General features: G+C 67.7%; 15 protein-coding genes. 4 read left to right on the top strand and 11 right to left on the bottom strand.

The genetic code is table 11. The features are described 5' to 3' along the window. The 5 genes from VFZ09_RS22900 to VFZ09_RS22920 form a co-directional block, all read right to left on the bottom strand. A partial coding sequence (locus VFZ09_RS22900; protein ID WP_329729767.1) for a serine/threonine protein kinase occupies positions 1 to 1,681 on the bottom strand: 1,681 nt, incomplete at its 3' end. Beyond that, positions 1,678 to 3,600: a hypothetical protein gene (locus tag VFZ09_RS22905; RefSeq protein WP_329729768.1), complete on the bottom strand. Its 1,923-nt coding sequence runs from the start codon at positions 3,598 to 3,600 to the stop codon at positions 1,678 to 1,680. The genes VFZ09_RS22900 and VFZ09_RS22905, both read right to left, overlap by 4 nt. A gap of 3 nt (positions 3,601 to 3,603) precedes the next feature. Then, positions 3,604 to 4,431 (bottom strand): carboxypeptidase regulatory-like domain-containing protein, encoded by an 828-nt coding sequence (locus VFZ09_RS22910; RefSeq protein WP_329729769.1) that lies wholly within the window; start codon positions 4,429 to 4,431, stop codon positions 3,604 to 3,606. Continuing rightward, on the bottom strand, positions 4,428 to 5,816 hold the full coding sequence (locus tag VFZ09_RS22915) for a hypothetical protein (RefSeq protein WP_329729770.1): 1,389 nt from the start codon (positions 5,814 to 5,816) through the stop codon (positions 4,428 to 4,430). Before VFZ09_RS22915 ends, VFZ09_RS22910 begins: the two co-directional genes overlap by 4 nt. A 44-nt stretch (positions 5,817 to 5,860) precedes the next feature. Continuing rightward, positions 5,861 to 7,480: a hypothetical protein gene (locus VFZ09_RS22920; RefSeq protein WP_329729771.1), complete on the bottom strand. Its 1,620-nt coding sequence runs from the start codon at positions 7,478 to 7,480 to the stop codon at positions 5,861 to 5,863. Positions 7,481 to 7,671: 191 nt separating this feature from the next. On the opposite strand from VFZ09_RS22920, the gene VFZ09_RS22925 reads away from it, so the two are divergent. Beyond that, entirely contained in the window at positions 7,672 to 8,301 is a 630-nt protein-coding gene (locus VFZ09_RS22925; protein WP_329729772.1) for a hypothetical protein, read from the top strand. A gap of 1 nt (position 8,302) precedes the next feature. On the opposite strand, the gene VFZ09_RS22930 is transcribed toward VFZ09_RS22925, so the two are convergent. The 3 genes from VFZ09_RS22930 to VFZ09_RS22940 form a co-directional block, all read right to left on the bottom strand. Beyond that, complete coding sequence (locus VFZ09_RS22930) at positions 8,303 to 9,505, bottom strand: proline dehydrogenase family protein (protein WP_329729773.1); 1,203 nt, start codon at positions 9,503 to 9,505, stop codon at positions 8,303 to 8,305. A 249-nt stretch (positions 9,506 to 9,754) separates the two neighbouring features. Continuing rightward, positions 9,755 to 10,450 (bottom strand): pirin family protein, encoded by a 696-nt coding sequence (locus VFZ09_RS22935; RefSeq protein WP_329729774.1) that lies wholly within the window; start codon positions 10,448 to 10,450, stop codon positions 9,755 to 9,757. 123 nt (positions 10,451 to 10,573) lie between these two features. Next, the gene (locus tag VFZ09_RS22940; protein WP_329729810.1) at positions 10,574 to 11,647 is read right to left on the bottom strand and encodes a DMT family transporter; all 1,074 of its coding nucleotides are present in this window, start codon (positions 11,645 to 11,647) and stop codon (positions 10,574 to 10,576) included. A gap of 116 nt (positions 11,648 to 11,763) precedes the next feature. On the opposite strand from VFZ09_RS22940, the gene VFZ09_RS22945 reads away from it, so the two are divergent. The 3 genes from VFZ09_RS22945 (at position 11,764) to VFZ09_RS22955 (ending at position 14,781) form a co-directional block, all read left to right on the top strand. Continuing rightward, positions 11,764 to 12,144: a VOC family protein gene (locus VFZ09_RS22945; protein WP_329729811.1), complete on the top strand. Its 381-nt coding sequence runs from the start codon at positions 11,764 to 11,766 to the stop codon at positions 12,142 to 12,144. A gap of 194 nt (positions 12,145 to 12,338) precedes the next feature. Next, positions 12,339 to 13,160, top strand: a complete 822-nt coding sequence (locus VFZ09_RS22950) for a sigma-70 family RNA polymerase sigma factor (protein ID WP_329729775.1) — start codon at positions 12,339 to 12,341, stop codon at positions 13,158 to 13,160. Positions 13,161 to 13,311: 151 nt separating this feature from the next. After that, positions 13,312 to 14,781, top strand: coding sequence for an MDR family MFS transporter (locus tag VFZ09_RS22955; protein ID WP_329729776.1), 1,470 nt, complete (start codon positions 13,312 to 13,314; stop codon positions 14,779 to 14,781). An 18-nt stretch (positions 14,782 to 14,799) separates the two neighbouring features. On the opposite strand, the gene VFZ09_RS22960 is transcribed toward VFZ09_RS22955, so the two are convergent. The 3 genes from VFZ09_RS22960 to VFZ09_RS22970 all read right to left on the bottom strand — a co-directional run bounded on the left by VFZ09_RS22960 (position 14,800) and on the right by VFZ09_RS22970 (position 21,989). Further along, positions 14,800 to 15,339 carry a hypothetical protein gene (locus VFZ09_RS22960; RefSeq protein WP_329729777.1) on the bottom strand — a complete coding sequence of 180 codons (540 nt, stop codon included), beginning with the start codon at positions 15,337 to 15,339 and terminating at the stop codon, positions 14,800 to 14,802. 137 nt (positions 15,340 to 15,476) lie between these two features. Next, on the bottom strand, positions 15,477 to 18,443 hold the full coding sequence (locus VFZ09_RS22965; protein WP_329729778.1) for an HsdM family class I SAM-dependent methyltransferase: 2,967 nt from the start codon (positions 18,441 to 18,443) through the stop codon (positions 15,477 to 15,479). Between the two features lie 399 nt (positions 18,444 to 18,842). Then, positions 18,843 to 21,989 (bottom strand): multidrug efflux RND transporter permease subunit, encoded by a 3,147-nt coding sequence (locus VFZ09_RS22970; RefSeq protein ID WP_329729779.1) that lies wholly within the window; start codon positions 21,987 to 21,989, stop codon positions 18,843 to 18,845. Between the last annotated feature and the right edge of the window lie 2 nt (positions 21,990 to 21,991).

The raw sequence follows: 21,991 nt of genomic DNA on the forward strand, positions 1-21,991 counted from the left end.
CGCCCGAGCGAGCGATCGTGACCAGGAGCATGACCCGGCGGTCCGCGGGAAGCTCGTCGCGGAACTGCTCTCCGCACTCGAGGAGCTTCCGCGAGTTCTTCTTCATGACGCGGCTCACGTCCCTGGCGGTGAGCGGGGAGGGCATGGGGACTGGTTTCGGCGTCACCGTGGGCTCGGGCGCCGTGTCCACGGGAGGCTCCGCCGGTGGAGGCTCGGTCTTCTGCTCCACGGGGGGCGTGGGCGTGGGGGCCGCGGGCGTGGGAGTGGGCTCCACCTTGGGCGCCGGGCTCGGAGCTGGCGCGGTCACCCCGGTGACGGGAGCGGGAGGCGCTGCCCGAGGCATGAGGTACCAGACCGCGCCTCCACCCAACGCCAGCAGTGCCACGGCCCCGATGGCACCCATCGCCACGGACAGCCCCGTGCTCCGCGCGGGAGGTGGACTGGCGGGGATGGGGACCGGGACGGGGACGGCGGCGAGCGCGGGAGGAGGACTGGCGGGGACGGGGACGGTGACGGCGGGGAGCGTGGGAGCTATGGGGCGCCGCTGGGGTTCTTGGGTGGGCGGCTCCGGGGCCTCGACGGCGGTCATCCGAGCCGACGGACGGACCAGGGTCCTCGCGGTGCCGAGCAGCTCCTCCTGTTGCTGGTCCTGCTGCTGCACCAGCGTGTGCGCACCCAGCTCGGAGAGCGGGGGAATCTTCGTCTTTCGCTCGACGTCGGCCGCGCCGAACATGCCCTGCATGTACTGGGCGAGCTGCGACACGCCCGGGATCGACGCCGTCCCGCGCAGGAACTCCTCCAGGTCGGCGCGCATCTCGGCCGCGCTCGCGTAGCGATCCTCCCGGCGGCGCTCCAGCGCCTTCATCACGATGCGATCCAGGTCGGGAGGAACGTCGGGCCGGTAGGTGCTCGGCGGGGGGATGGGTTGCTCCATCAGCGCCAGCAGCACGCCCAGCTCCGTGTCCCGCTGGAAGACGCGGCGCGCGGTGAGCAGCTCATGGAAGGTGACGCCCAGCGAGAACAGATCGCTGCGGCTGTCGAGCTGCTGCTCGCCCCGGGCCTGCTCGGGGGACATGTAGCCCCACTTGCCCTTCAGGAACCCGGGCTGCGTCTGCGTCATCCGCGACGAGGCCTTGGCGATCCCGAAGTCGAGCACCTTCACCGTGCCCTGGTACGTGACGAAGATGTTCGAGGGCGAGATGTCCCGGTGGACGAGCTCCAGGGGCCGCCCCTGATCCTGATAGCCGTGGGCGAACTCCAGGCCCTCGAGCACGGAGAGGATGATGCGGGCGGCGATCGGGACCGGCACGCCCTGGCCCTGGTATTGGGTGACCGAGAACACCGCCTCCAGGTCCTCGCCCGCCAGGTACTCCATGCAGATGAAGTACCGGTTGTCCGCCACGCCCAGATCGGTGATCTGCACGATGTTCGGATGGTGCAGCCGCGACGCCAGCCGCGCCTCGTCCAGGAACATCGAGACGAACTCCCGATGCTGGGTGAGGTGCTCGTGCATGCACTTGATCACCACGTCCCGCTCGAAACCCTCGGCGCCGAGCTGCTTGGCGAGGAAGATCTCCGCCATGCCACCCTCGGCGAGCTTGCGGATGAGCACGTAATTGCCGAAGCGGCGCGGTGACATGGCCGGCCAGGACAAGGGAATCACGGGTTGGGACGCCGTCATGGACGCGCTTTCCGAAGAGTTCGGATCCAGTATGCCTCGTCTTGACCCGAGACGAGACGGAACACCAGTGCCTCCGTGGGAGGCAGGCGCTGGGAGAAGCGGCCCTTGGCGTCGAGCTTCATCGCCTGCCCGTTGAGGAAGAGCCGGGAGCCGCGGGGGACCACGCCCTCCACCGGAACCCCCTCGCTTCCGATGCGCTCACCCGGGCGGGGACGGCTGAGCGCCAGCCCGCTGCGCTCGTTGTCATACACCAGCTCCAGCTTGTTCATCCGGCCGCCCGCCAGCTCGTCTCCCCCAGGGCCGAGCGCCGCCACGTACCAGAGGTAGCGCCCCTCGCCGAGCGCGCCCGGCTCCAGGCTGTACTGGTTCTGGTTCGTCACCCGCTGCAGGAGCGGCGTCTGGACGTCGGTGGCGCGGTAGATGCGCAGCTGATACGAGCGCGCCCCCGGCCGGGGCTCGAAGCTGAAGTGCAGCGAGGGCACCGCGCTCTGGAAGTAGATGGTGGCCTTGAGCCCGGTCTCGAGCACCTCGGCCTTCGGGTTCGAGGCAGCCAGCGCGGAGCGGCCGCGATCCGGCTGGAACCGGGCCGAGCCCTGTGCGCGCACGTTCCCGTCCTCGGCGAGGAAGCGCCAGTGCAGCTCGCCCCGGGCCGGCGGTTCGACTCGCACCGCGTCCGCGCCCGCGCGCCCCGCCAGCAGCGGCTCCCGGAAGGAGGGCTCCTCCGCCACCTCCACCCGGAGGGGTGCTCCGGACGCGGAGGGAACCTGGATCCCCACCTCGCCGGGCCCGTCGGTGAACACGCGCGCGCCCTTCGCATCCACGGGCAGCACGAGCGGGGGCGCCGAGGCCTGCTCGGCCCGCGCGGACTCCGAGGCGCGGCGTACTCCCTCGCCCGCCTTGAGGAGGGTGGTCTTCCCATCCGCCACCAGCTCGGCCTGCCCGGTGAGGACGGTGACGGTGGCGCCTGCTTCGGGATTGCTCACGGAGATCGTGCTCTGCTCGGAGACCTTGAGCTCGACCTCACCGCGAGCGTCCGTCAGCTTCAGCGACTGCTTGCCCTTGCTGAACAGGAGCCGCGCCCTTCCTCGGCTGAGCTGCAGCGTGTAGGTGCTCTGGTCTCCCCGCCGGGAGGCCTCCTGGAGTGTCCCGGCGGTGTCCCCGGAGAGGCTCACCTGCAGCGAGCTGGAGGACAGGCGGGCGCTGGAGCTCGCGGGGATCTCGAACGCCGCGCCGCGACCGAGCTCCCGGCGCTGATCAGCGGCCACGTCGGCGAAGGCGCTGTCCTGGGCGCCACGCACGCGGGCCTTGCCGCCCTGGGGCTCGAGGGTGAAGACGATCTCCTCGGCGACCACGGGCGGCGACGCTTGCCGGGGCTTGCCGAGCGAGAGCGCGAGCTCCTCGCCCGCCACGACCTGGATGGGCTGGCCTCGCGGATCGAGCACGCGGATGTCGCCGTACTGGAGCGTCAGCCTGGGATCCTTCTCGCTCAGGTCGAAGACCATCTCCGACGCGGTGACCAGCTCCGCCCGGCCGAAGCGGCCCATGACGGTGAGCCCGTTGCCGCCGGCTTTCGGCGAGGTCGAGACGATCCTCCCTTCCTCCAGCTCGAGGGTGAGCGCTCCCGGTGTGCCGTTCACCCGGAAGCGGCTGTTCTCGGCTACCTCCACCTCGGTGCCGTTGATGTAGCGCACGCGCGCGGTGCTCCCGGGACCGGTCACCACGGTCTCGCCCGGGTAGAGCGGCTCGTCCACGCGGCCGGGGCGGGAGGTTCCATCCCGCTGCACCGTGACCTGGCCCTGGAACTGGAGGAGCTTCGCCAACTCCGGCGCGCCGGATCCGGCGGGAGGCTTCTTGTCACACCCCCCGCATCCCCCCAGGAGGAGCAGGAGCAGCGAGAGTGTGAGGGAGAGGACGCGCACGGCTCAATTCTCCAGAGGTGACAGATCCACGTAGAACAGCGCCTGCTCTCCGGCGCCCACGTCCACCACCTTCGTCTGGGGCACGTAGCCGCGTGCCTCGAAGGTGACGTGATAGCGGCCCGCGGGCAGGCGGAACTCGAAGTCTCCCGTCGCGCGGGTGCGGGCGCGGAGCCCGGCCTCCTCGACACGCAGGGTGGCCAGGACGGCGCGCCCCCGGGTGGAGCGCACGCGCCCGCGTATCCAGGCCCGGACCTCCCCGGTCTTCTGCAGGAGGACCTCCACCGAGGCCTCGCCATGGGAGGGCACGACCACCACTTCCTCCTGCGGCCGGACTCCGGTGCCGGCGAGCTTCAAGGTGACGGGGCCCGGGCCCGCCTCGGGCACCACGAAGAAGCCGTCCGCATCGCTCCGGGCGACCACCTGACCGCCGAGCTGCACCTCGATACCGCCCACGGGCACCTTCGTGCCCTCACTGCCCTGTTCCCACAGGAGCCGGCCCTTCACGGTACCGGGACCCGGGATGCGCTCGAGCGGCAGGAACACACTGGCCTGGCCTCCCGGGGGCACGAGCACCTTGCGCTCCACGGGTTGATAGCCCTCGGCCGAGACGTGGATGGCCACCTGGCCCGAGGTGAGCCCCTCCACGCGAAACGCCCCCCCAGCGGCGCGGGCTTCCTTGCCACCGGCCTGGACGCGCGGGCTCTTGAGCGGCAGGGAAGGGTGGGGCCGCAGGGTGATCCACACCGTCCCGGAGGTCTCCGGCGTGGGCGCGGCGGCCAGGGCGCCGGTGCTCAGCAGCGCGAGCACGAGTGTCAGCGCGCACGGTCTCATGGGCGCGGCCCCCCTCCGAGCGGGAGCTGGTAGCCCACTCCCAGAGACACCCCACCCAGGTTGCCGCTCACCTGCTGGCTTCCCGGCGCGTAGCCCCACTGCACCTGTCCGGCCACGCGGCCCGGGCCCAGCCTCCAGGCGAACCCGGCTCCCACCGTCACGTCGAGGCCCGTCGAGCGGAGCTCCTGGGTGACGGTGCCTTTCTGGCTCTTCAGCTCCACGTCGCCCCACATGCGCAGGACGCCCGCGCTCGCGTCCGCGAAGATCAGGCCTCGTGACAGGACCGGGTGGCTCCAGCGGGCCCCGAGCCGGACGGCTCCTCCGCCGAGGGTGAACGTCTTGGTGACCGGGTCCGGTCCGTCCGCCGCGAGGAGGGTGCTCACCGTGTTGTTGCCGCGCCATTCGGCCTGCACCAGTGCCTCCACGGGCAGCGTGGCGAGCCGGAGCGCGCCCTCGAGCCGGAGTCCCGCGCCATGGGCCCGGGCGGCGTTGCTGTGCGCGAACAGGAAGGCGCCCAGCGTGGGCTGCCAGGACGACCCTGGGGAAGACGGGGGCTGCCCGGTGGATGCCACCCGCGAGGGGGAATCCGGCCCGCCGGGTGGCGCCGGACGAGGCTCGACCTGGAGTGTGGACGAGCGCTCGGTCTCGTCGAGCGGTGAAGCGGAGATGCGCACCGGAGCCGTGCTCCCGGTGGAGGCGGTGAAGGGGACCTCGAAGATGCCGCCCTCCTTCGCTTCGATGGGGCCGAGCGTGCCCTGCTCGGCGCTCACGGTGAGGGGCGGGAGCGCGACGGCGGGGTTGCCGCTGTCATCCACGACGAACCCCTGCAGCCGGACGGGCTGCCCCTGGATCGGCGTCTCCATCGCCACGAGGTGGACGCGGGGGAACCCGGGCTCGGGGAGCGGCACGGTCCGCGTGCTGCTCTTGCGCGAGCGCTCGGTGATGGTCACCTGCGCGCTGGTGACTCCGGGAGGAAGCAGGATCGGCACCACGGCCTCTCCGCTGGCGGCCGCGACCACGGGCCCGTAGGTGGCGGCACCTATCGAGACCTGCACCCGCGAGCGAGGTGGCGCCTCGACCCGGAGCGAGTAGGGGCCGTGGACGGGCAGGGCGAGCCACGCCCCGGACTTGTGGGTTCCCCGCTTCACCGTCGCATGGAACAGGGCCACCCCGGGGCCTTGCCGCGAGGGCGGCCGGTAGGTGGCGCGGAACGTGCCGTCCCGCGCGGGAGCGGGCTCGGTGACGGAGCCGGCGTTGACGCTCAGGGAGACCTGCGCGTCACTCAGCGGATGGCCCGCCTCATCGAGCACGCTGAGCTCGAGCTGCGCGCTGCCCTCGGAGGTGACGAAAGGCTTGTCGGAACGCAGCGCGACAGCCTGACCCATCAGGGTCAGAACCAGGAGAGTGAGAGTCGCTGCCGCCATGACGCCTAGGGGTCGTTCCTTTCGCCACGCCGCAGTCTACGCAATCCCCTCCCGGGGCGCGATGCCACCCCGAGCAGGGCCAGCCAGGTGACGAGCTGACCCGGGAGGCCGCCGGTCTGGCAACCGCACCCGACGTCCACACCCACGTCCTTTTGTTGGAAGTCCACGCTTTCCATCTGGGTGAGGAAGGTTCCCTCCGGGTTCACCACCCAGACCTTCGTGCTCACCGTCTGGTTGGGCTGGATGGTCGTCTGGGCGGTGACCTTGACCGTCAGCGGCGAGCCCTTGCGCAACTCCGGGAGCTCGAACCCGTCTCCCTTGGCCGGTAGGGCCTGGCCGTTGATGCTCGCCCCAAGCACCGTCAGGCCCTGGGGTTCCAGCCTCAGCACGCCGCCCGTCACGGCCAGATCACTCTCGGCCGACACCTGCACCTCGAGCTCGACCACCTCGCCGGGCTCGGCCACCAGGCTGTCCGCCGGGGTCAGCACCGAGAGCTTCGCGACGGTCGAGCACTGCGGCTGGACGAGCCGTTTGACCTGCTCGCCGCTCGGCTTCTTCAGCACCTCGTTGCCGATGAGCGGCCAGACGGCCAGGAGCTTCGATGCATCGGTGGGGCACTCGGGCAGGCTGACGGAGGTCTTCCACCGGCCAGGAGAGTCCTCGACGGGCGAGGTGACGGCCAGGGGCGGACTGGCCGCGAAGGAGAGGAGCTTGTCCGCGGGCAGCGCCGCCGGGTCTCCACACTGGTCACGCAGGGTGAGCTGGGCGGTGAGCCGTCCACTGCCGATGAGCAGCAGAGGGGGCTCCCGGGTGCTCTCGCTGAACGAGAAGCTCGAGGTTTGAGGGCTGGGAATCCCCGCCTTGAAGTGGAGGGTGAGCGGTTCCTTGGCGTCGACGCCGGAGACGGTGAACTCGACGTCCTCTGGCTTCGTGTCCTTCCAGATCACCTGCGCGGTGCCCGTGAGGATGCCCGTGGCACAGGGGGGGGAGTACTCCGGCCGCTCGAGAGTGCTTCTGACGAAGGTGACCGAGCTGCCCGAGGCCGCGCAGAGCATCACCGGGGTGGAGGGTGCCTCCGTCACGGGATTGTCCCAGGCGTCCTCGGCCGTGAGCACGAGCGTCGTCTCCGAGCAGGCCGGCGCCGGGTCCGGGGCGGTGGTGGACAGCCTCACGTGAGCGAACGGGCCGGGGCTGACCATGGTGGAGGCGCTCCCCGTGAGGTTCTGGCCCGTCACATCCGTGACGGTGAGGGTCTTGAGGTCCGGAGCGGCGCTCGAGAAGGTGACGGGGAACTGCGGCAGCGGTGTCTCCGTGGGAACGAAGTGGACGTCCGTGTCCGGTGGGAGCAGCGCCCGGAGAACGGTCGTCTCGAAGTGCACCCGGCCGGTGTAGCGGGTGGGGTTGCCGGCCTCGTCCACCGGGAGCACCTGGAGGGTGTAGGAGGTTCCGGCGACCGTCGCCCGGTCGAGAGCGACGATGAAGCGCACGGGCGGACCGGGCACCACGAGGAGGCCCGGGACGTGGGATGGGATGGCGGGATGGGCGGGCAGGGGCGTGCCGGCCACCAGCCATGCAAGCAGCAGCAGACAGTTCGTGCGGAGACGACGGCTCTGTGCCTGGTTCATCGTTCGGTCCGGGGAGCGCCAGGCAGCGCGAGTCTGCTCAGCGGGGGCGAGCACCCATCGTAGAGACGGGTGCATGGATGTTGCAATGAGCCCCTCGGCAGCTCTGTCTCACTCCCCGAGTATTTCGCTTTATTCCAGTTTCATTCCATGTACAATCGGGTTGTATTTATCCAACACCGAGGTTGCAACCCATGTCCAGTGCCCCGCTCCGCCCCTTCGTCCATGTCCTGCTGCCGCTCCTGCTGGTGGTGGGCTGTGGCACCTCCGAGACCCTCCCGCCGGACGCCGAGGAATCCCTGGGCACCCAGGAGGCGGCGGTCTGTTCGGGGCTGACCGTCACCACGCTCACCCTCTCGGGAGCGAGCACCTACCTGGGTGAGATGGCCGCCAGTGGCTCCTGGGCGGTGTCCGCCGGCGCCAACGCGGTGCGGCTGGAGTACTACATCGACAACGTCCTCTACTCCGTCGAGGAGCGCACCGGGACCTCGGGCACCTGGTACTTCAGCAACACCGGGGTGGCCTGTGGCGCGCGCACCCTGCTGGTGAAGGCCTGGCCGATGGTCATCGACAGCGGCGGCAACCGCACCACCTGCTACGGGGCCTTGAAGACGCTCTCGCAGACGGTGACCGAGGCGTGCCCGACCACCTGGAAGTTCATGTACACCGAGTACTGCTACGACCGCTGGACGGTGTCGTGCTACCAGGTCAACCCGCAGCCCGCCTGCCCGACCGACCCCGAGGGCAAGTCCTGCTCGACGAGCGGCGCCATGTGCTGGCGCATCCTGGACCACAGCGAGGCCGAGCGGTACCGCTGCCTGTGAGCTACCGCTCCGGAGGGCGGGCGCCGGGCAATGCCCGGGCCTGCTTGCGCCGTTGCAGCTCGCCGCGGATGAGCCGGACCTCGCGTCCGCCCTGGCCGGCGATGGCGCTGTTCTCCTGCGCGCGGCGGATGAGGTACGGCAGCACGGCGCGCACCGGGCCGTAGGGCAGGTACTTGGCCACGTTGTAGCCCGCCCTCGCCAGGTTGAACGAGATGTTGTCGCTCATCCCGTAGAGCTGGCTGAAGAAGACTCGCGGATCGTTCGGCGCGATGCCCCGCCGGGCGAGCTCCCGCACCAGCAGCAGGCAGCTCTCCTCGTTGTGCGTGCCCGCGCACAGCCCCATCCGCTCCAGGTGGTCCAGGCACACCCGCAGCGCGCTGTCGTAGGCGGCATCCGTGGCGGCCTTGTCCGGCTGGATCGGATCCGCGTAGCCGCGCTCCTTCGCGCGCAGCCGCTCCTTCTCCATGTACGCGCCGCGCACCAGCTTGGCCCCGAGGAAGTACCCCTGCGTCCTCGCCCGCTCCAGCGCCGCGCGCAGGTTGTCCAGGCTCGCCGTCCGGTACATCTGGTAGGTGTTGTAGACGAGCGCCCGCTCCCGGTTGAAGCGGACCATCATCTCCTCGCCCAGCCCGTCGATGACGTCCTGGATCCACGTCTCCTCGCCATCGAGGAAGATGCGCACCCCGAGTGCATGGGCTCGCTCGCAGATGCGCAGCACGCGCTCGCGCACCCGGCTCCACTCGGCCTGCTCGTCCGCGCTCAGGGCCTCACCCGCGCCCAGCTTCTCCAGCAGCCCGAAGCGCGCCAGGCCCGTCACCTTGAAGACGCTGAAGGGGATGTGCGGGTGGCTCGCCGCCCACTCGATGGTGGCGATCGTCTCGCGCGCGGTGGCGTCGAAGCTGGCCTCGGACTTCTCCCCCTCCACGCTGTAGTCGAGGATCGATTGGACTCCCACGCGTCCCAGCGTCTCGATGGCGGCCGCGCACTCCTGGATGCTCTCGCCGCCGCAGAACTGCTCGAAGACGGTGTGCTTCACGGTGAGCCGGACGCCGGGCAGGCCCACTCGCACCAGCCAGGCGGCCAGGGGAATGCCCGCTCGCACCAGCCAGGGGTAGGTCAATGAGGAGAAGAGCAGGTGCGCCTTGCGCATCTGCCAATCGCTCTTGGTGGCGAAGGCAATGGCCGTGTTGTCGAACGAGGTCACGGGAGCGGACTCCACCGGGTGACCGGGAGACGAAGAGGGGGAAGGGGCGGGGGCGAGTGCGGACATCAGGTGCCGGGCTACATGTTTCGGGTGCCGGCATCAAGTGGGGCACCCACCGGAGGTACCTCCGATGGTTTGAGTCCCACGTTTCGAACTCCCCGCCGCCGTGTCGGACCGGACTCCAGGGCTCCCTGGGTTTCTTGGGTTTTTCACCCCTCCCCACGTCTGGCGCTTCCAATCGGCCACGCCTCAGGCGAGGTCGAAGAGCAGGGCCTCGAGCGGCTCGGAGGCCGTGAGGACGAGCCGGGACTCCTCGGACACGGCCACGCCGTCACCGGCCTTCAGCTCCACGCCGTTGAGCGTGCCCTTGCCCCGGGCCAGCTGAACCCAGGCGTGGCGGCCTGGAGCCAGCGTGTACTCGGCCTGCTCGCCCTGGCCCAGCAGCGTGCCGTGCAGCACCACGTCCTGGTGCACCGTGAGGCTGCCGTCCCGGGCGTCGGGGCTGGCCACCACGCGCCAGCGGCCCTTGCGCTCGGCCTCGGAGAACGCCTTCTGCTCATAGCCGGGCTTCAGTCCTCGCCGGTCGGGGAGGATCCAGATCTGCAGGAAGTGCAGCTCCTCGTTGGCGCCGTTCATCTCGCTGTGCATGACGCCGGTGCCCGCCGTCATGCGCTGCACCTCGCCGGTCCGCAGCAGTCCCTCGCCGCCCGTGCTGTCGCGGTGCGCGATGGCGCCGCTGAGCGGGTAGGTGATGATCTCCATGTCCCGGTGCGGATGCGTGTCGAAGCCGTCGCCCGCCGTGACGCGGTCCTCGTTGATGACGCGCAGGGCGCGGAAGCCCATGAAGTCCGGGTCGTAGTAGCCGCCGAACGAGAAGGTGTGGTGGGAGTCCAGCCAGCCGTGGTTGGCATGGCCGCGCGCTTCAGAGGGTCGAACGATCATCATGGTGTGCTCCTTTTCTCTCGGTGAGTTCTCTCGTCGAGACACCACCAAGATGACCGCGAGACTGTTGCTGCACCAGAGGTGAATCCTGGAAGGACTGTTCCACCCATGGGACGAAACGCGGGCTCAGTGCGGCCCGTGCTTGTGCCGATGGTGCAGATCCGACACGTGCGGATGATCGTGGGTGAGGGGCACGTGCCGGTGCGGGTGGCTGTGGGGCTCGGAGATGTCCGTCAGGCCCGGGTGCTCGTGCTGGTGGTGTGCGTCGTGCACGTGCAGGTGCTCGTGCTCCATCGGCTCGTGCGTGTGCACGTGGCCGTGGCGCTCGCGCACGAGGAGGACGACGCCCAGCACCATGGCGGCGCCGCCCAGCAGTTGCGTGAGGGACAGCCGCTCGCCGAGCAGCGGGAGGGCGGCCAGGGCTCCGAGGAAGGGGGCCGTGGCGAAGTAGGCGGCCTCGCGTGCGGCCCCGAGCAGGCGCAGGGCGTACATGTCCAGGACGATGCTCAGGCCGTAGCTGGCCGCCCCGAGCGCGAGCGCCGCGGCGAGGACTCCAGGCCCTGGGAGCGGCTGTTGTCCTGTCACGACAGAGAGGGCGAGCATGCAGGCCCCGGCTCCCAGGGCCTTGATGCGCACCACGGCCACGGGGTCCTTCAGGGAGAGGCGTTGGGTGAGGTTGTTGTCCACCGCCCAGGACAGGCACGCGCCCGCCACGGCCAGGACTCCGGGCCCGTCCGCATGCACCTCGCCCGCCTGGAGCCCGAGCACCGCCGCGCCGCAGAAGATGAACCCGGCGGCGAGGGCTGCCCGGCGGCCCAGGTGCTCGCCGAACAGGAGCACGGCCAGGAGGATGGTGAAGGGCCCCTCCAGGTTGAGCAGCAGGGAGGTGCTCACCCCTGACAGCCGCTCGAGGCCCACCAGCATCAGCACGGGGCCGAGCATTCCCCCGCAGAGGATGACGCCCGCGAGCAGGGGCCCGTCCCTTCGCTCCAGGGGTGCCTCCCGGCGGGGGCTCGCGGTCCGGCGAAGCCGCGTCACGGCGCCCACGAGGGACAGCCCCAGTCCTCCGCCCAGGTAGAGCAGCGAGGCGAGCAGCAGGGGGCCGCTCGTGGGCAGGAGCAGCTTGGACAGCGGCGCGCTCAGGCCGAACAGGGCCGCGGCTCCGAGGCCCATCAGCGCCCCCTTCACCTCCGGCGACATGGACACCGTACGGACCCTCCTCGGGAGTGAGCGCGATGTGGCTCCAGGGACCCGTTTCCTACAGATAATTCCCGGTACCTTCACCTGCTTCCTGCGGGTGAAGTACACCTGTGGAGATGATCGACCACACTGGCATTGGCGTCGCCGACGTCGCCCGCTCCGCTGCCTTCTACGATGCCGCGCTCGGAGCCCTCGGCCTGCGCCGGGTCATGCAGCTTCCCGAAGGCGATGGGTCCGACGGCATCGGCTACGGCATCGACTACCCGATCTTCTGGATCGACCGGTTCCATCCGCACTCCGTCAAGCAGCACACCGCCTTCGCCGCCAGGAGCAGGGCCGAGGTCGACGCCTTCCACGCCGCCGCCGTGAAGGCAGGTGGCACGGACAACGGTCCGCCCGGGCCGCGCACGCCCCAGGGCTACCCGCCGGGCTACTACGCCGCCTTCGTGCTCGATCCCGATGGCAACAACATGGAGGCGGTGTTCCGCGGCGGCTGAGGCCCCCTTCCGCCTGCGGGTGGGCTTTGGCTCGTCTTCGTGCCCGCCATGTTCGCCGGCATGGACCTCGCCCAGCTGTTACAGACGCGGCGGAGCGTGAGCGCGGAATCGGTTGGAGCCGCGCCCTGACACGAGGCATCCTGGCTGCCTGGCGCTCCCCGGCCGCGGAAGGAGCGCGAGGAGGCGACCGGGAGATGGCGACGCGAACCGATGGGCAGCTGTTGGAGGCCGTGCGCTCGGGTGACGGCAAGGCCGTGGACGAGCTGCTCGCCCGTCACGAGAAGCAGGTGTACCGCTTCGGCCTGCGCATGTGCGGCTCGGAGGAGGACGCCAAGGAGGTGCTCCAGGAGACGCTGCTCGCGGCCTTCCGGGGCATCCACGCGTTCCGGGGCGACGCGCAGCTGTCCACGTGGCTGTTCCAGGTGGCCCGCACGCACTGCTTCCGCCTGCGCCGCCGCCGCGCCGGAGCCCCCGAGGAGCTCCAGCCCCTGGATTCTCCCGCGGCGGCCCAGGTGGCCGCGGCGGATGCGGCTCCGGACATGGTCTCCCACGCGCGGCAGATGGGAGAGGTGTTGCAGGCGGCCATCCTCGCGTTGCCCGAGGCACAGCGCGAGGTGCTCATCCTCCGGGACGTGGAGGGCCTCACGGCCGAGGAGGCGGCGCAGGTGGTGGGGATCGAGGTGCGGGCGCTCAAGAGCCGGCTGCACCGCGCGCGTCTCCAACTGCGCGAGCACCTCTCCACGCTGATGGGGGAGGGTGCCCAGGACGAGGCCCGGGGATGTCCGGAGCTGGCGCAGGAGCTCTCGGCGTTCGCCGCGCAGGAGGTGGACCAGGCCACGTGCGTGCGCCTCGAGGACCATCTGTCGCGGTGCCCGCGCTGTGCCGAGGCGTGCGACTCGCTCAAGCGGACGGTGTCCCTGTGCCGGCGCATCCCGGGGGACGAGGTGCCCGCGCCGGTGCGCGCGGCGGTGCGCCAGGCGTTGTCACGGGCGCTCGAGGCCGAAAACCCCCGGTGAGTGTCCGGCACGCGGAGTCCACGCGCGCTGACACCGGGCGAGCGGGCATCCGGACTCGCGGTGGGGACGGGAATACTTGACGATGGCGGCCCTGGGCTCCACCCGTTAAGCAGGGCGCCACCTCTCCGCCCGACAACCCCGCCCCGACAGCATGAGAACCACCCACCGTCCCCTGACCACCGTTGCCCTGGCCTTGAGTCTCTTCATGGCGGCGCTGGAGATGACCGTCGTCTCCACCGCCATGCCCACGGTGGTCAGTGAGCTGGGCGGGTTGCAGAGCTACGCCTGGGTCTTCACCGCGTACATGCTGGCCTCCACCGTGACGGTGCCCATCTTCGGCAAGCTGGCGGACCTCTATGGGCGCAAGCCCGTGCTGCTCTTCGGCATCGTCCTGTTCCTCGCGGGCTCCGTCCTCAGTGGGCTGTCCACGTCGATGAACATGCTGATCGCCTTCCGCACGCTGCAGGGGCTGGGGGCGGGAGCGATGCAGCCCGTCTCGCTCACCATCATCGGGGACATCTACACGCTGCAGCAGCGCGCGAGGGTGCAGGGCGTCTTCAGCGGGGTGTGGGGGATCGCGGGGCTGGTGGGCCCGCTCACCGGTGGCCTCATCGTGAAGTACCTCACCTGGCACTGGGTCTTCTTCATCAACGTGCCGGTGGGGTTGGGAGCGCTCGCGCTGCTGGTGTTCTTCTTCCACGAGCAGGTGCAGCACAAGCCGCAGAAGCTGGACTACGCGGGCGCGGTGTTGCTCTCGGCGGGCGTGGTGGCGTTGCTCTTCGGCGTGCAGGGAATCGGCCGCAACCTGCCGGAGCTGCTGTTGGGCGTCGTGCTGCTCGCCGCCTTCGTGTGGGTGGAGCGCAAGGTGGCCGAGCCCATCATCCCCATGAGCCTCTTCAAGAATCCCGCCATCGCCATCGCCTCGGTGGCGGCGGCGCTCTTCTCGGCGGCGATGTTCGGGGCCACCACCTACGTGCCGCTGTACGTGCAGGGCGTGCTGGGCGGCTCGGCCACGCTGGCGGGAGGGATGATCACCCCGATGATCGTCGGCTGGCCCGTGGCGAGCCTGGTCGCGGGGCGGCTGTTGCTCAAGACGGGCTTCCGTCCGCTCATCGTCGGAGGGCTGGGGCTCACGGTGATCGGCACGGGGGCGATGGCGCTGTTGCTCAAGCCGCAGTCCTCGCTGCTGATTCCGGAGCTGGCGATGGCGCTGTTCGGCATCGGCCTGGGCTTCACGGCCACCTCGCTGCTCATCGCGGTGCAGACCAGCGTGGGCTGGGAGCTACGCGGGGTGGCGACGGCGAGCCACATGTTCTTCCGCACCATCGGAGGGGCGCTCGGGGTGGGGTTGATGGGCGGCGTGGTGGTCTCCCAGCTCATGAAGGATCCGAGTGTCCCCCTGGCCGCCGCCAACGAGCTGCTCGGCCCCGAGCATGGCCGTGGCCTGTCTCCGGCCTTGTTCCAGTCGTTGAGCGGAGCGCTCGGCACGGGGCTGACGATCAACTTCTGGATCATCTGCGCCGCCACCGTGGCCGCCTTCGCCGCGGGGCTCTTCTTCCCCAAGGTGCAGCGCGGCGAGGGCGTGGCGCTCTCCTCCACCGACGTGGCGGCGCCTCACTGACGCGCCCGCAGTGAAAAGTCAATCTGGGCGCGCGTCTAGCCAGAGATGGGTGAGCTCGATAGCAACACAGGGGGGCGTGAGCGTTGTTCGCTCATGGTAAGAAGTGAGAAGGTTCGTGTCCGTCTCATGCGGGAAAATAGACGCAGTTTTGAATGCATCTTTGAGCAGAGGGAGCAGCGTCGAGTGCGGCTTTCGTCCATCCCGGACGTACGCCACCATGAGTCCCGAAGACATCTTTGGTGCGTATCGTCCGTCCGCGAACTTCGCGACACCTTGTTCGCAGTACCACACATCGACTGCATGATTCCGTTTGGGGCTTACCACCTTGCATTCAGCGAATAGGCCCCATGCACTCAGATCGGTGACATCACGCGGCTCTTTTTTCGGTTGGAACATAAGATCCGGTGACTGGCGGAAAGACTTGCCCGATGCCCGATGCTGGCCACTCCGCTCCACTCTTCCAAACAAGCGAAGCATGGACGCTCTTCGTTTGCCGCCGCGCTTCTCATTGAGAAGCGCTTCGATCTTGTTGGTGAGTTGTTCCTCATCAACTGTCATCAGTTCTATTTGCCGGTCGGACCGCAACTGGGCCCAAGCCCACCGGATGGATGCGATGACTGCATTACGTAGATCGCTTGAGATGGGTGGTTGTGCGTCAGACACGCGCACTGATGTTGAGAGGTGCGTGCGAGAACTCACGAGCTTTTCCCCTCAAGGATGGACAGCGCCAGCATCCGCGCACGTGTAGGTGTCCAGTATCGGTAGTGATGAAGGATGGCAGCGAGCGTTGTTACCGCATCAATGCTCACCGTCACAAGCGTCGCTCCCGATGCATCTGCTTCCTGAAGAACCTTGGCCCATGGGATGGCGATGTCGCCAGGAGTCCTGGTCTTGTGCGTAAGTCGATCGACCTGTAGCACGCTCCATGGCCCTGTGTTCACTTCGGTTCGGAGTCGTACGCAAGCACGCTCATTCGACGTTGCTAGTACGTGGGAAAGCTCTTCTTGGAGCACTTCCGTGAATCGCTTGATTTCATGAGGCTTCGGAGGAGTCAACGCGCGGCGCCGATTCTTCGCGTACGGTAGTGCCGTATCGAGCGTGTCACAAACGTTGTCTCGGTCGATGTCATCGAGGTCGTATGTGTCAAATACGAGCTTGTCGATGCGTTTTTCAAGCGCCTCTGACCAGCCGGATGTCCAAAGCGTCTTGGAGAGTTCCAGGGCTACCCGCCGCTGTGGTTTCGCTAGTCGCTTGAGGGGGATGACTGGGAACGCCTTCAACGTCTCAAGAACGTACCTGTCGCGCTCGACCCCGAATGCGCCGTCGGTAAGAAGCGCAAAGTAGAGAAAAACTTTCGATTGCAATAGCAGTTGTAGCCAACGAGCTTCATCAAGACCGTCATCTACTTGCGCGAATGACGCCCCGTGCCACGATTGTGAGAATGCAACCTCAGATTTGGATTCTGCTCCGGCTACGACGGCTCGTGGCTCTGAGGGATTCGCCGGGGGCGACTGCCGTACGAGAAGGAGAGGAGCAGTGTAGGCATTGCGTGGGCGGGAAGCTTCAACCTGTGCCTCTCCGCACGGAAGTAGTGAACTGGGATCGACCCAGAATCCGATTGGAGGTTCAAGTTGATTTTCTGGGGATTTCTTGAGCCGCGGTGTGATGCACGGCATATCACGCAGCCATTTGGTGGAATTCTTGCGATTACCGACGCGGTATCCGTTTCGTATCGTTGTGCCGAGCGTCTTTTCGACGTAGTCCACCAACGACGGGTGAGCGGCCATGAGTCGGTTTACGATCTGCTCGTCGAACCCCGTGCCACGAAATCGCGTCTTCAGAAGCCACGGTTTGGTGACTGCATTATCGACGCTGACGACTTTTGCGTCGTTCCAATCAATGCGAAGAAGACGCTGCGCTTTCTGGTCCTTGTCACTGACCAGCGGACTGACGAACTGGAATGCACTTCCGTGCTCCGGTCTGGCGTTGCATGCAAAGAGGATAGCGAAAGGTGCTCGGCTATTCGGCCAAACCGACGTTTCTCGCAGGGCTGTTCCGTTGAGGAGTCCTGTTACTTGGACGCTCTGGAGCAAGTCACGTCGCGCTTCATCCGCCTTTCCAGGAAATAACCAGCGAGCATGCGTCACAAGCGCGATTTGCGCACGAGGACGAGCCCACTCCATGGCACGGTAGACAAACGGAATGTCCGGGAAGGCATCTGGAAAGGTAAACGTCTTGGATCGTGCATCTCCCAGCCGGGACTTCACGAGTTCCCGAGAGTCGTTGGCCCAGCGCTGTTTGTCTTCAATGCTGGCATCGGCCGTCCACGGTGGATTTCCGATGACGAGGTCGAACTGCTCCTTGTGCTCCGGATCTACGGGGCCGAGGCTCCCACGAGAATGACCCCCTCCGCGCAGGTGGAGCGCCATACCGCGAAGCGGCTTCTCGAACTTGAGTAGGGAGAGCGGTTGTGGGTTGGGCTGCGGATCGAGTTCGATAGCGGTAAGGTAGAGCGCGAGTTCAGCAAGCCTCAGTGCCTCATCGTTAATGTCAAATCCAGCGAGTTGATTGTAAAGAATTCGCCGAATGACCCTTCGCGATGGTTGACGTTTCGTACGTGCCCACTCGCGTGCGACAAGTGCGCGGAATACGGCGACGAGAAACACGCCCGCGCCAGCGGCGGGGTCAAGCACGCGTGGAGCTTCGACGTGATCGAGCGAGGCGAACGACTCCTCTACCATGAATTCAGCGATATGGCGTGGTGTGTAGAAGATGCTCTCGCCTTCCGCAGCATCTGTGTCTTCCTGGTGGGCGTACGCCTCATAAACCTCGCTGAGTAGACCGACAGGAACGTGGGCAAAGTTCACGTGACGCCACTCGGAAGGCAGTTCGAGCTGTCCTTCGGCTGTAGCTGCATGCGAGATATTTCCGACTACTTGATTGTAGATAATCTCTGGCAGTTCTGACGCGCGCTCCTTGGTGCGGAATTGAAGAAAACTGCCGTTAAAGGTTTGATCGAGCCAATCAAAGGTTTTGAGCGAGCGCGCTCGCGTCACGAGGCAATCCGCGAAGGCTTGTGCTTTGCTATCCCCGCATATCTCACTGGGATTGAGACCCTGAAGGAGTTGCCGATCGATGAGGAAGCGCCAGAATAGAGCGCGTCCAACGAGGGAAATAGCATCGTGCGCATTGACGCTCGCCGCATGGCCTAGCCTCCGTGCATTCTCGATCGACTGGCGCAGTAGGTTCCTCAACTGCGTGCGAATTCCGATCGCTTCGCCTGCTTGCGGCTTTTGAAGCAGTGTCGGGAACCGCAAAGGACCTTCCGGTAGGTCCTTCAGAGATGCCGGTGGTGAATTCCCTCCAAGCACGACTGGGTAGACGTCGAGTCGGCCAGGTCGGAGAACTGCAATGTAGTCCGCATCGCCGCGAAACGCGATGCGTCGCACCCATGCTCCAAGATTGAACGCCGATTGGCGCGCATCGAAGACATAGGCGCGCGGCTGGCGCTGCGATTCCAACGCCAACACTGGACGATCTTCATCCCGTGCGCGGACGAGATCGAGGTAGCGCAGAGTGCGTGGTTCCTCTTGCGTCAGATCGACGAGCTGGTCGCGCGTCGCGCCGTAGCTCTCTATCTGCTGAACGAGTTCGTCAGACACGGCGGCATCTTCTTCGAAGCTCTACGCACGAAGCAATCTCCACTTCTGTTCCCCGCTCTAAGTCCCCGGACGTGGTTTCTGTCCACACCGGGTTGTGTCCACACCGGACTGGTGGAGTGTTCACTTGGTTCCTCGACACCGTCGCGGAGCTAGTACTACGAGGTCACTTATCCTCCGGGCGAAGCACGTCTCCGAAGGGAATTCTCCCTTGGAGAACGGTTGAAGTGACCGGATAGTACCTCGAATGGCTGGTCCAATGGTCGGACCAGTTAGAACGGTTCGGGGCTGGAAGGTGTAGTGCGCCAACGCTCCGCCTCGTCCATCTGCAGTGACCTTATGAGCGAGTGGGGGAGAGTTCGGCCCGGGCCCTCGACGAGTGGCCCAGGCCCCGGGCTCACGTCACGGCGCGGGGGCGGGAGCGATGGTCTCCGGCTCCACGCCGCCGCGCTTCGCCGCTCCCCGGAGCTGCTGCATCAGCACGTACAGGCCGGGGATGAAGACGAAGTTGACGACGGTGGACACGAGCATTCCGCCGAACACGGCCGTGCCCAGCGAGTTGCGCGCGGCGGCACCGGCGCCCTTGGCCATCATGAGCGGCACCACGCCCAGCAGGAAGGCGATGGACGTCATGAGGATGGGGCGCAGACGTACCTCGGCGGCCTCGACCACGGCGTCGATGGCGCTCTTGCCGCTCTCGCGCAGCTGCTCGGCGAACTCCACGATGAGGATGGCGTTCTTGCTGGCCAGACCCACCAGCATCACCAGTCCGACCTGGCAGAAGACGTCATTGGCGTAGCCACGCGCCAGCTGCAGTCCCAGCGCGCCCATGATGGCCAGCGGCACCGAGAGGATGATGACGAAGGGCAGGGTGAAGCTCTCGTACTGGGCCGCGAGCACCAGGAACACGAACAGCAGGCCGAGGGCGAAGATGATCAGCGTCTGACCGCCGCTCTCCTTCTGCTCGAGGCTGATGCCCGTCCACTCCGAGCTCATGCCCTGGGGCAGTTGCTGCGCGGCGAGCTGGTCCATGGCGTCCAGCGCCTGGCCGGAGGAGGCGCCCGGAGCGGCCTGTCCGTTGATCTCCACGGCGCGGAACAGGTTGTGGTGCCGGATGACCTGGGCGGAGGCCGTGGGCGTCACCTTCACCAGCGACTCCAGGGGAATCATCGCGCCGGTGTCGGTGCGCGTGTAGAAGGCGCCGATGTCCGAGGGGTTGTCGCGGAACTGCTGCTCGGCCTGGACGTAGACGCGGTAGGTGCGGTTCGCGTAGTTGAAGTCGTTGACGTACTGGCTGCCCATGTAGAGCTGCATGGTGCCGAAGATCTGCTCGATGGGAACGCCGAGCGCCTTGGCCTTCTGGCGATCCACCTCCACGTCCAGCAGCGGCGTGTCGGCGTTGAAGGAGGTGAAGACGCCGCGCAGGCGGCTGTCCTGGTTGCCGTTGGCCACCAGCTCCTGGGCGGTCGAGGCCAGCTGATCCAACGAGATGCTGCCTCCGACGTCCTCGATGATGAACTGGAAGCCGCCCACGCTGCCCACGCCGCGGATGGCGGGGGGCTGCAGGGGCATGACGCGGGCTCCACCGATGGAGGCGAGCGGCCCGCGCAGCCGCTCCACCAGCGCGGCCACGGACTGGTTCGGGTGGGGCCGCTTCTCCCAGGGCAGCAGGGGAATGAAGATGGTGGCGTAGTTGGGGCCGGTGCCCTGGAAGGAGAACCCGCCGATGGCGAAGATGGTGACCACCTCGGGCTGGGCCTCGAGGATCTGCTCCGCCTCGGCCAGCACCTTCTCCGTCTGGGCGAGCGACATGCCCTCGGGCCCCTGCACGGAGATGATGAGGTAGCCCTGGTCCTCGTCGGGGATGAAGCCGGTGGGCGCCGTGCGGAACAGCAGCACCGTGCCCGCGATGCACAGGAGGAACGCCACGAGGATGATGACGGGGTGCGCGAGCAGCGAGCGCAGGCCCCGGCCGTAGACGGCCTTCGTCCAGTCGAGCGCCTTGTCCATCCAGCGGAAGAAGATCCACTTCTCGCCGTGGTGGTGCTGGAGCAGGCGGGCGCTCAGGGCGGGCGTCAGGGTGAGGGCGCAGAAGGTGGACAGGGCCACCGACGCGGCGATGGTGAGAGCGAACTGGCGGTAGATGGCGCCCGTGGTGCCGGGGAAGAGCGCCACGGGGATGAACACCGCCACCAGCACGATGGAGATGGCCACCACCGCGCCGGCCACCTCCTTCATGCCCTCGCGAGCCGCCTGCATGGCCGTCAGGTGCTTCTCCACCATCAACCGCTCGATGTTCTCGATGACGACGATGGCGTCGTCCACCACGAGGCCCGTGGCCAATGTGAGGCCGAACAGGGTGAGCGTGTTGATGGAGAAGCCCATCAGGTAGACGAAGGCGAAGGTGCCCACCAGCGAGACGGGGAGGGTGAGGGCGGTGATGAGCACGCTGCGCCAGCCGTGCAGGAACAGGAAGATGACGAGGATGACGAGCGCGATGGCCTCGATCAGGGTGTGCACCACCTCGTTGACGGAGGCGCGCACCGCGAGCGTGGTGTCGTTGCCCGGCCTGTACTCGAGCCCCGGGGGGAACTGCTGGGCGAGCCGGTCCATCTCCTTGATGACGCCGTCACGCACGTCGAGCGCGTTGGCGGTGGGGAGCTGGAAGATGGCGAGGCCCACGCCGGTGCGCCCGTTGAAGCGCAGCAGCGTGCCGTAGTTCTCCGCGCCGAGCTCCACGCGGGCCACGTCCTTGACGCGCACGAGCTTGCCGTCGGTGGTGTTGCGCTGGAGGACGATCTCCCCGAACTCCTCGGGCTCGACGAGCCGGCCGCGCGCGCGCACGGCGATCTGATAGGGCTGCTCGTCGGTGGAGGGCGGCTGGCCCACCTGGCCCGCGGCCACCTGGAGGTTCTGCTCCTGGAGGGCGCGCACCACGTCCTGGGGGGTGAGGTTGCGGCGCGCCAGCTGGGTGGGATCCAACCACAGGCGCATGGAGAACTTGCGCTCGCCGAAGATGCGCACCTCGCCCACGCCGCGCACGCGCTTGATGGCGTCCTTGAGGTTCACGTCGGCGTAGTTGCTGAGGAACCTGGCGTCGTAGCGGTTGTCCGGGCTGGACAGGCCGATCGTCAGCAGCATCTGGCTGGAGGCCTTGTTGACGACGATGCCCGTCTGGTTCACCTGGGCGGGCAGACGCGAGGCGGCGCGGCTCACGCGGTTCTGCACGTCCACGGCCGCCACCTCGATGTCGCGCGTGGGCTCGAAGGTGACGGTGATCTGACTGGTGCCGTCGTTGCTGCTGGTGGAGGTGATGTAGCGCATGCCCTCCACGCCGTTGAGCTCCTGCTCGATCGGAATGGTGACGGCGCTCTCCACGACCTCGGCGCTCGCGCCCACGTAGGTGCTGGTGACGGTCACCTGGGGCGGGGCGAGATCCGGGTACTGGGCGATGGGAAGGGTGGGAATGGCGATCGCCCCCACCAACGTCAGCAGGATGGAGCAGACCGCGGCGAAGACGGGCCTGCGGATGAAGAAATCGACGAACATGG

It is taken from the genome of Archangium sp. (assembly GCF_036277355.1).
GTDB lineage: Bacteria > Myxococcota > Myxococcia > Myxococcales > Myxococcaceae > Archangium.

Coding starts and splice junctions, on each gene's coding strand:
- VFZ09_RS22910 (WP_329729769.1), bottom strand. CDS start 4,431: ATGAGACCGTGCGCGCTGACACTCGTGCTCGCGCTGCTGAGCACCGGC.
- VFZ09_RS22915 (WP_329729770.1), bottom strand. CDS start 5,816: ATGGGTCAGGCTGTCGCGCTGCGTTCCGACAAGCCTTTCGTCACCTCC.
- VFZ09_RS22920 (WP_329729771.1), bottom strand. CDS start 7,480: ATGAACCAGGCACAGAGCCGTCGTCTCCGCACGAACTGTCTGCTGCTG.
- VFZ09_RS22925 (WP_329729772.1), top strand. CDS start 7,672: ATGTCCAGTGCCCCGCTCCGCCCCTTCGTCCATGTCCTGCTGCCGCTC.
- VFZ09_RS22935 (WP_329729774.1), bottom strand. CDS start 10,450: ATGATGATCGTTCGACCCTCTGAAGCGCGCGGCCATGCCAACCACGGC.
- VFZ09_RS22940 (WP_329729810.1), bottom strand. CDS start 11,647: ATGTCGCCGGAGGTGAAGGGGGCGCTGATGGGCCTCGGAGCCGCGGCC.
- VFZ09_RS22945 (WP_329729811.1), top strand. CDS start 11,764: ATGATCGACCACACTGGCATTGGCGTCGCCGACGTCGCCCGCTCCGCT.
- VFZ09_RS22950 (WP_329729775.1), top strand. CDS start 12,339: ATGGCGACGCGAACCGATGGGCAGCTGTTGGAGGCCGTGCGCTCGGGT.
- VFZ09_RS22955 (WP_329729776.1), top strand. CDS start 13,312: ATGAGAACCACCCACCGTCCCCTGACCACCGTTGCCCTGGCCTTGAGT.
- VFZ09_RS22960 (WP_329729777.1), bottom strand. CDS start 15,339: ATGACAGTTGATGAGGAACAACTCACCAACAAGATCGAAGCGCTTCTC.
- VFZ09_RS22970 (WP_329729779.1), bottom strand. CDS start 21,989: ATGTTCGTCGATTTCTTCATCCGCAGGCCCGTCTTCGCCGCGGTCTGC.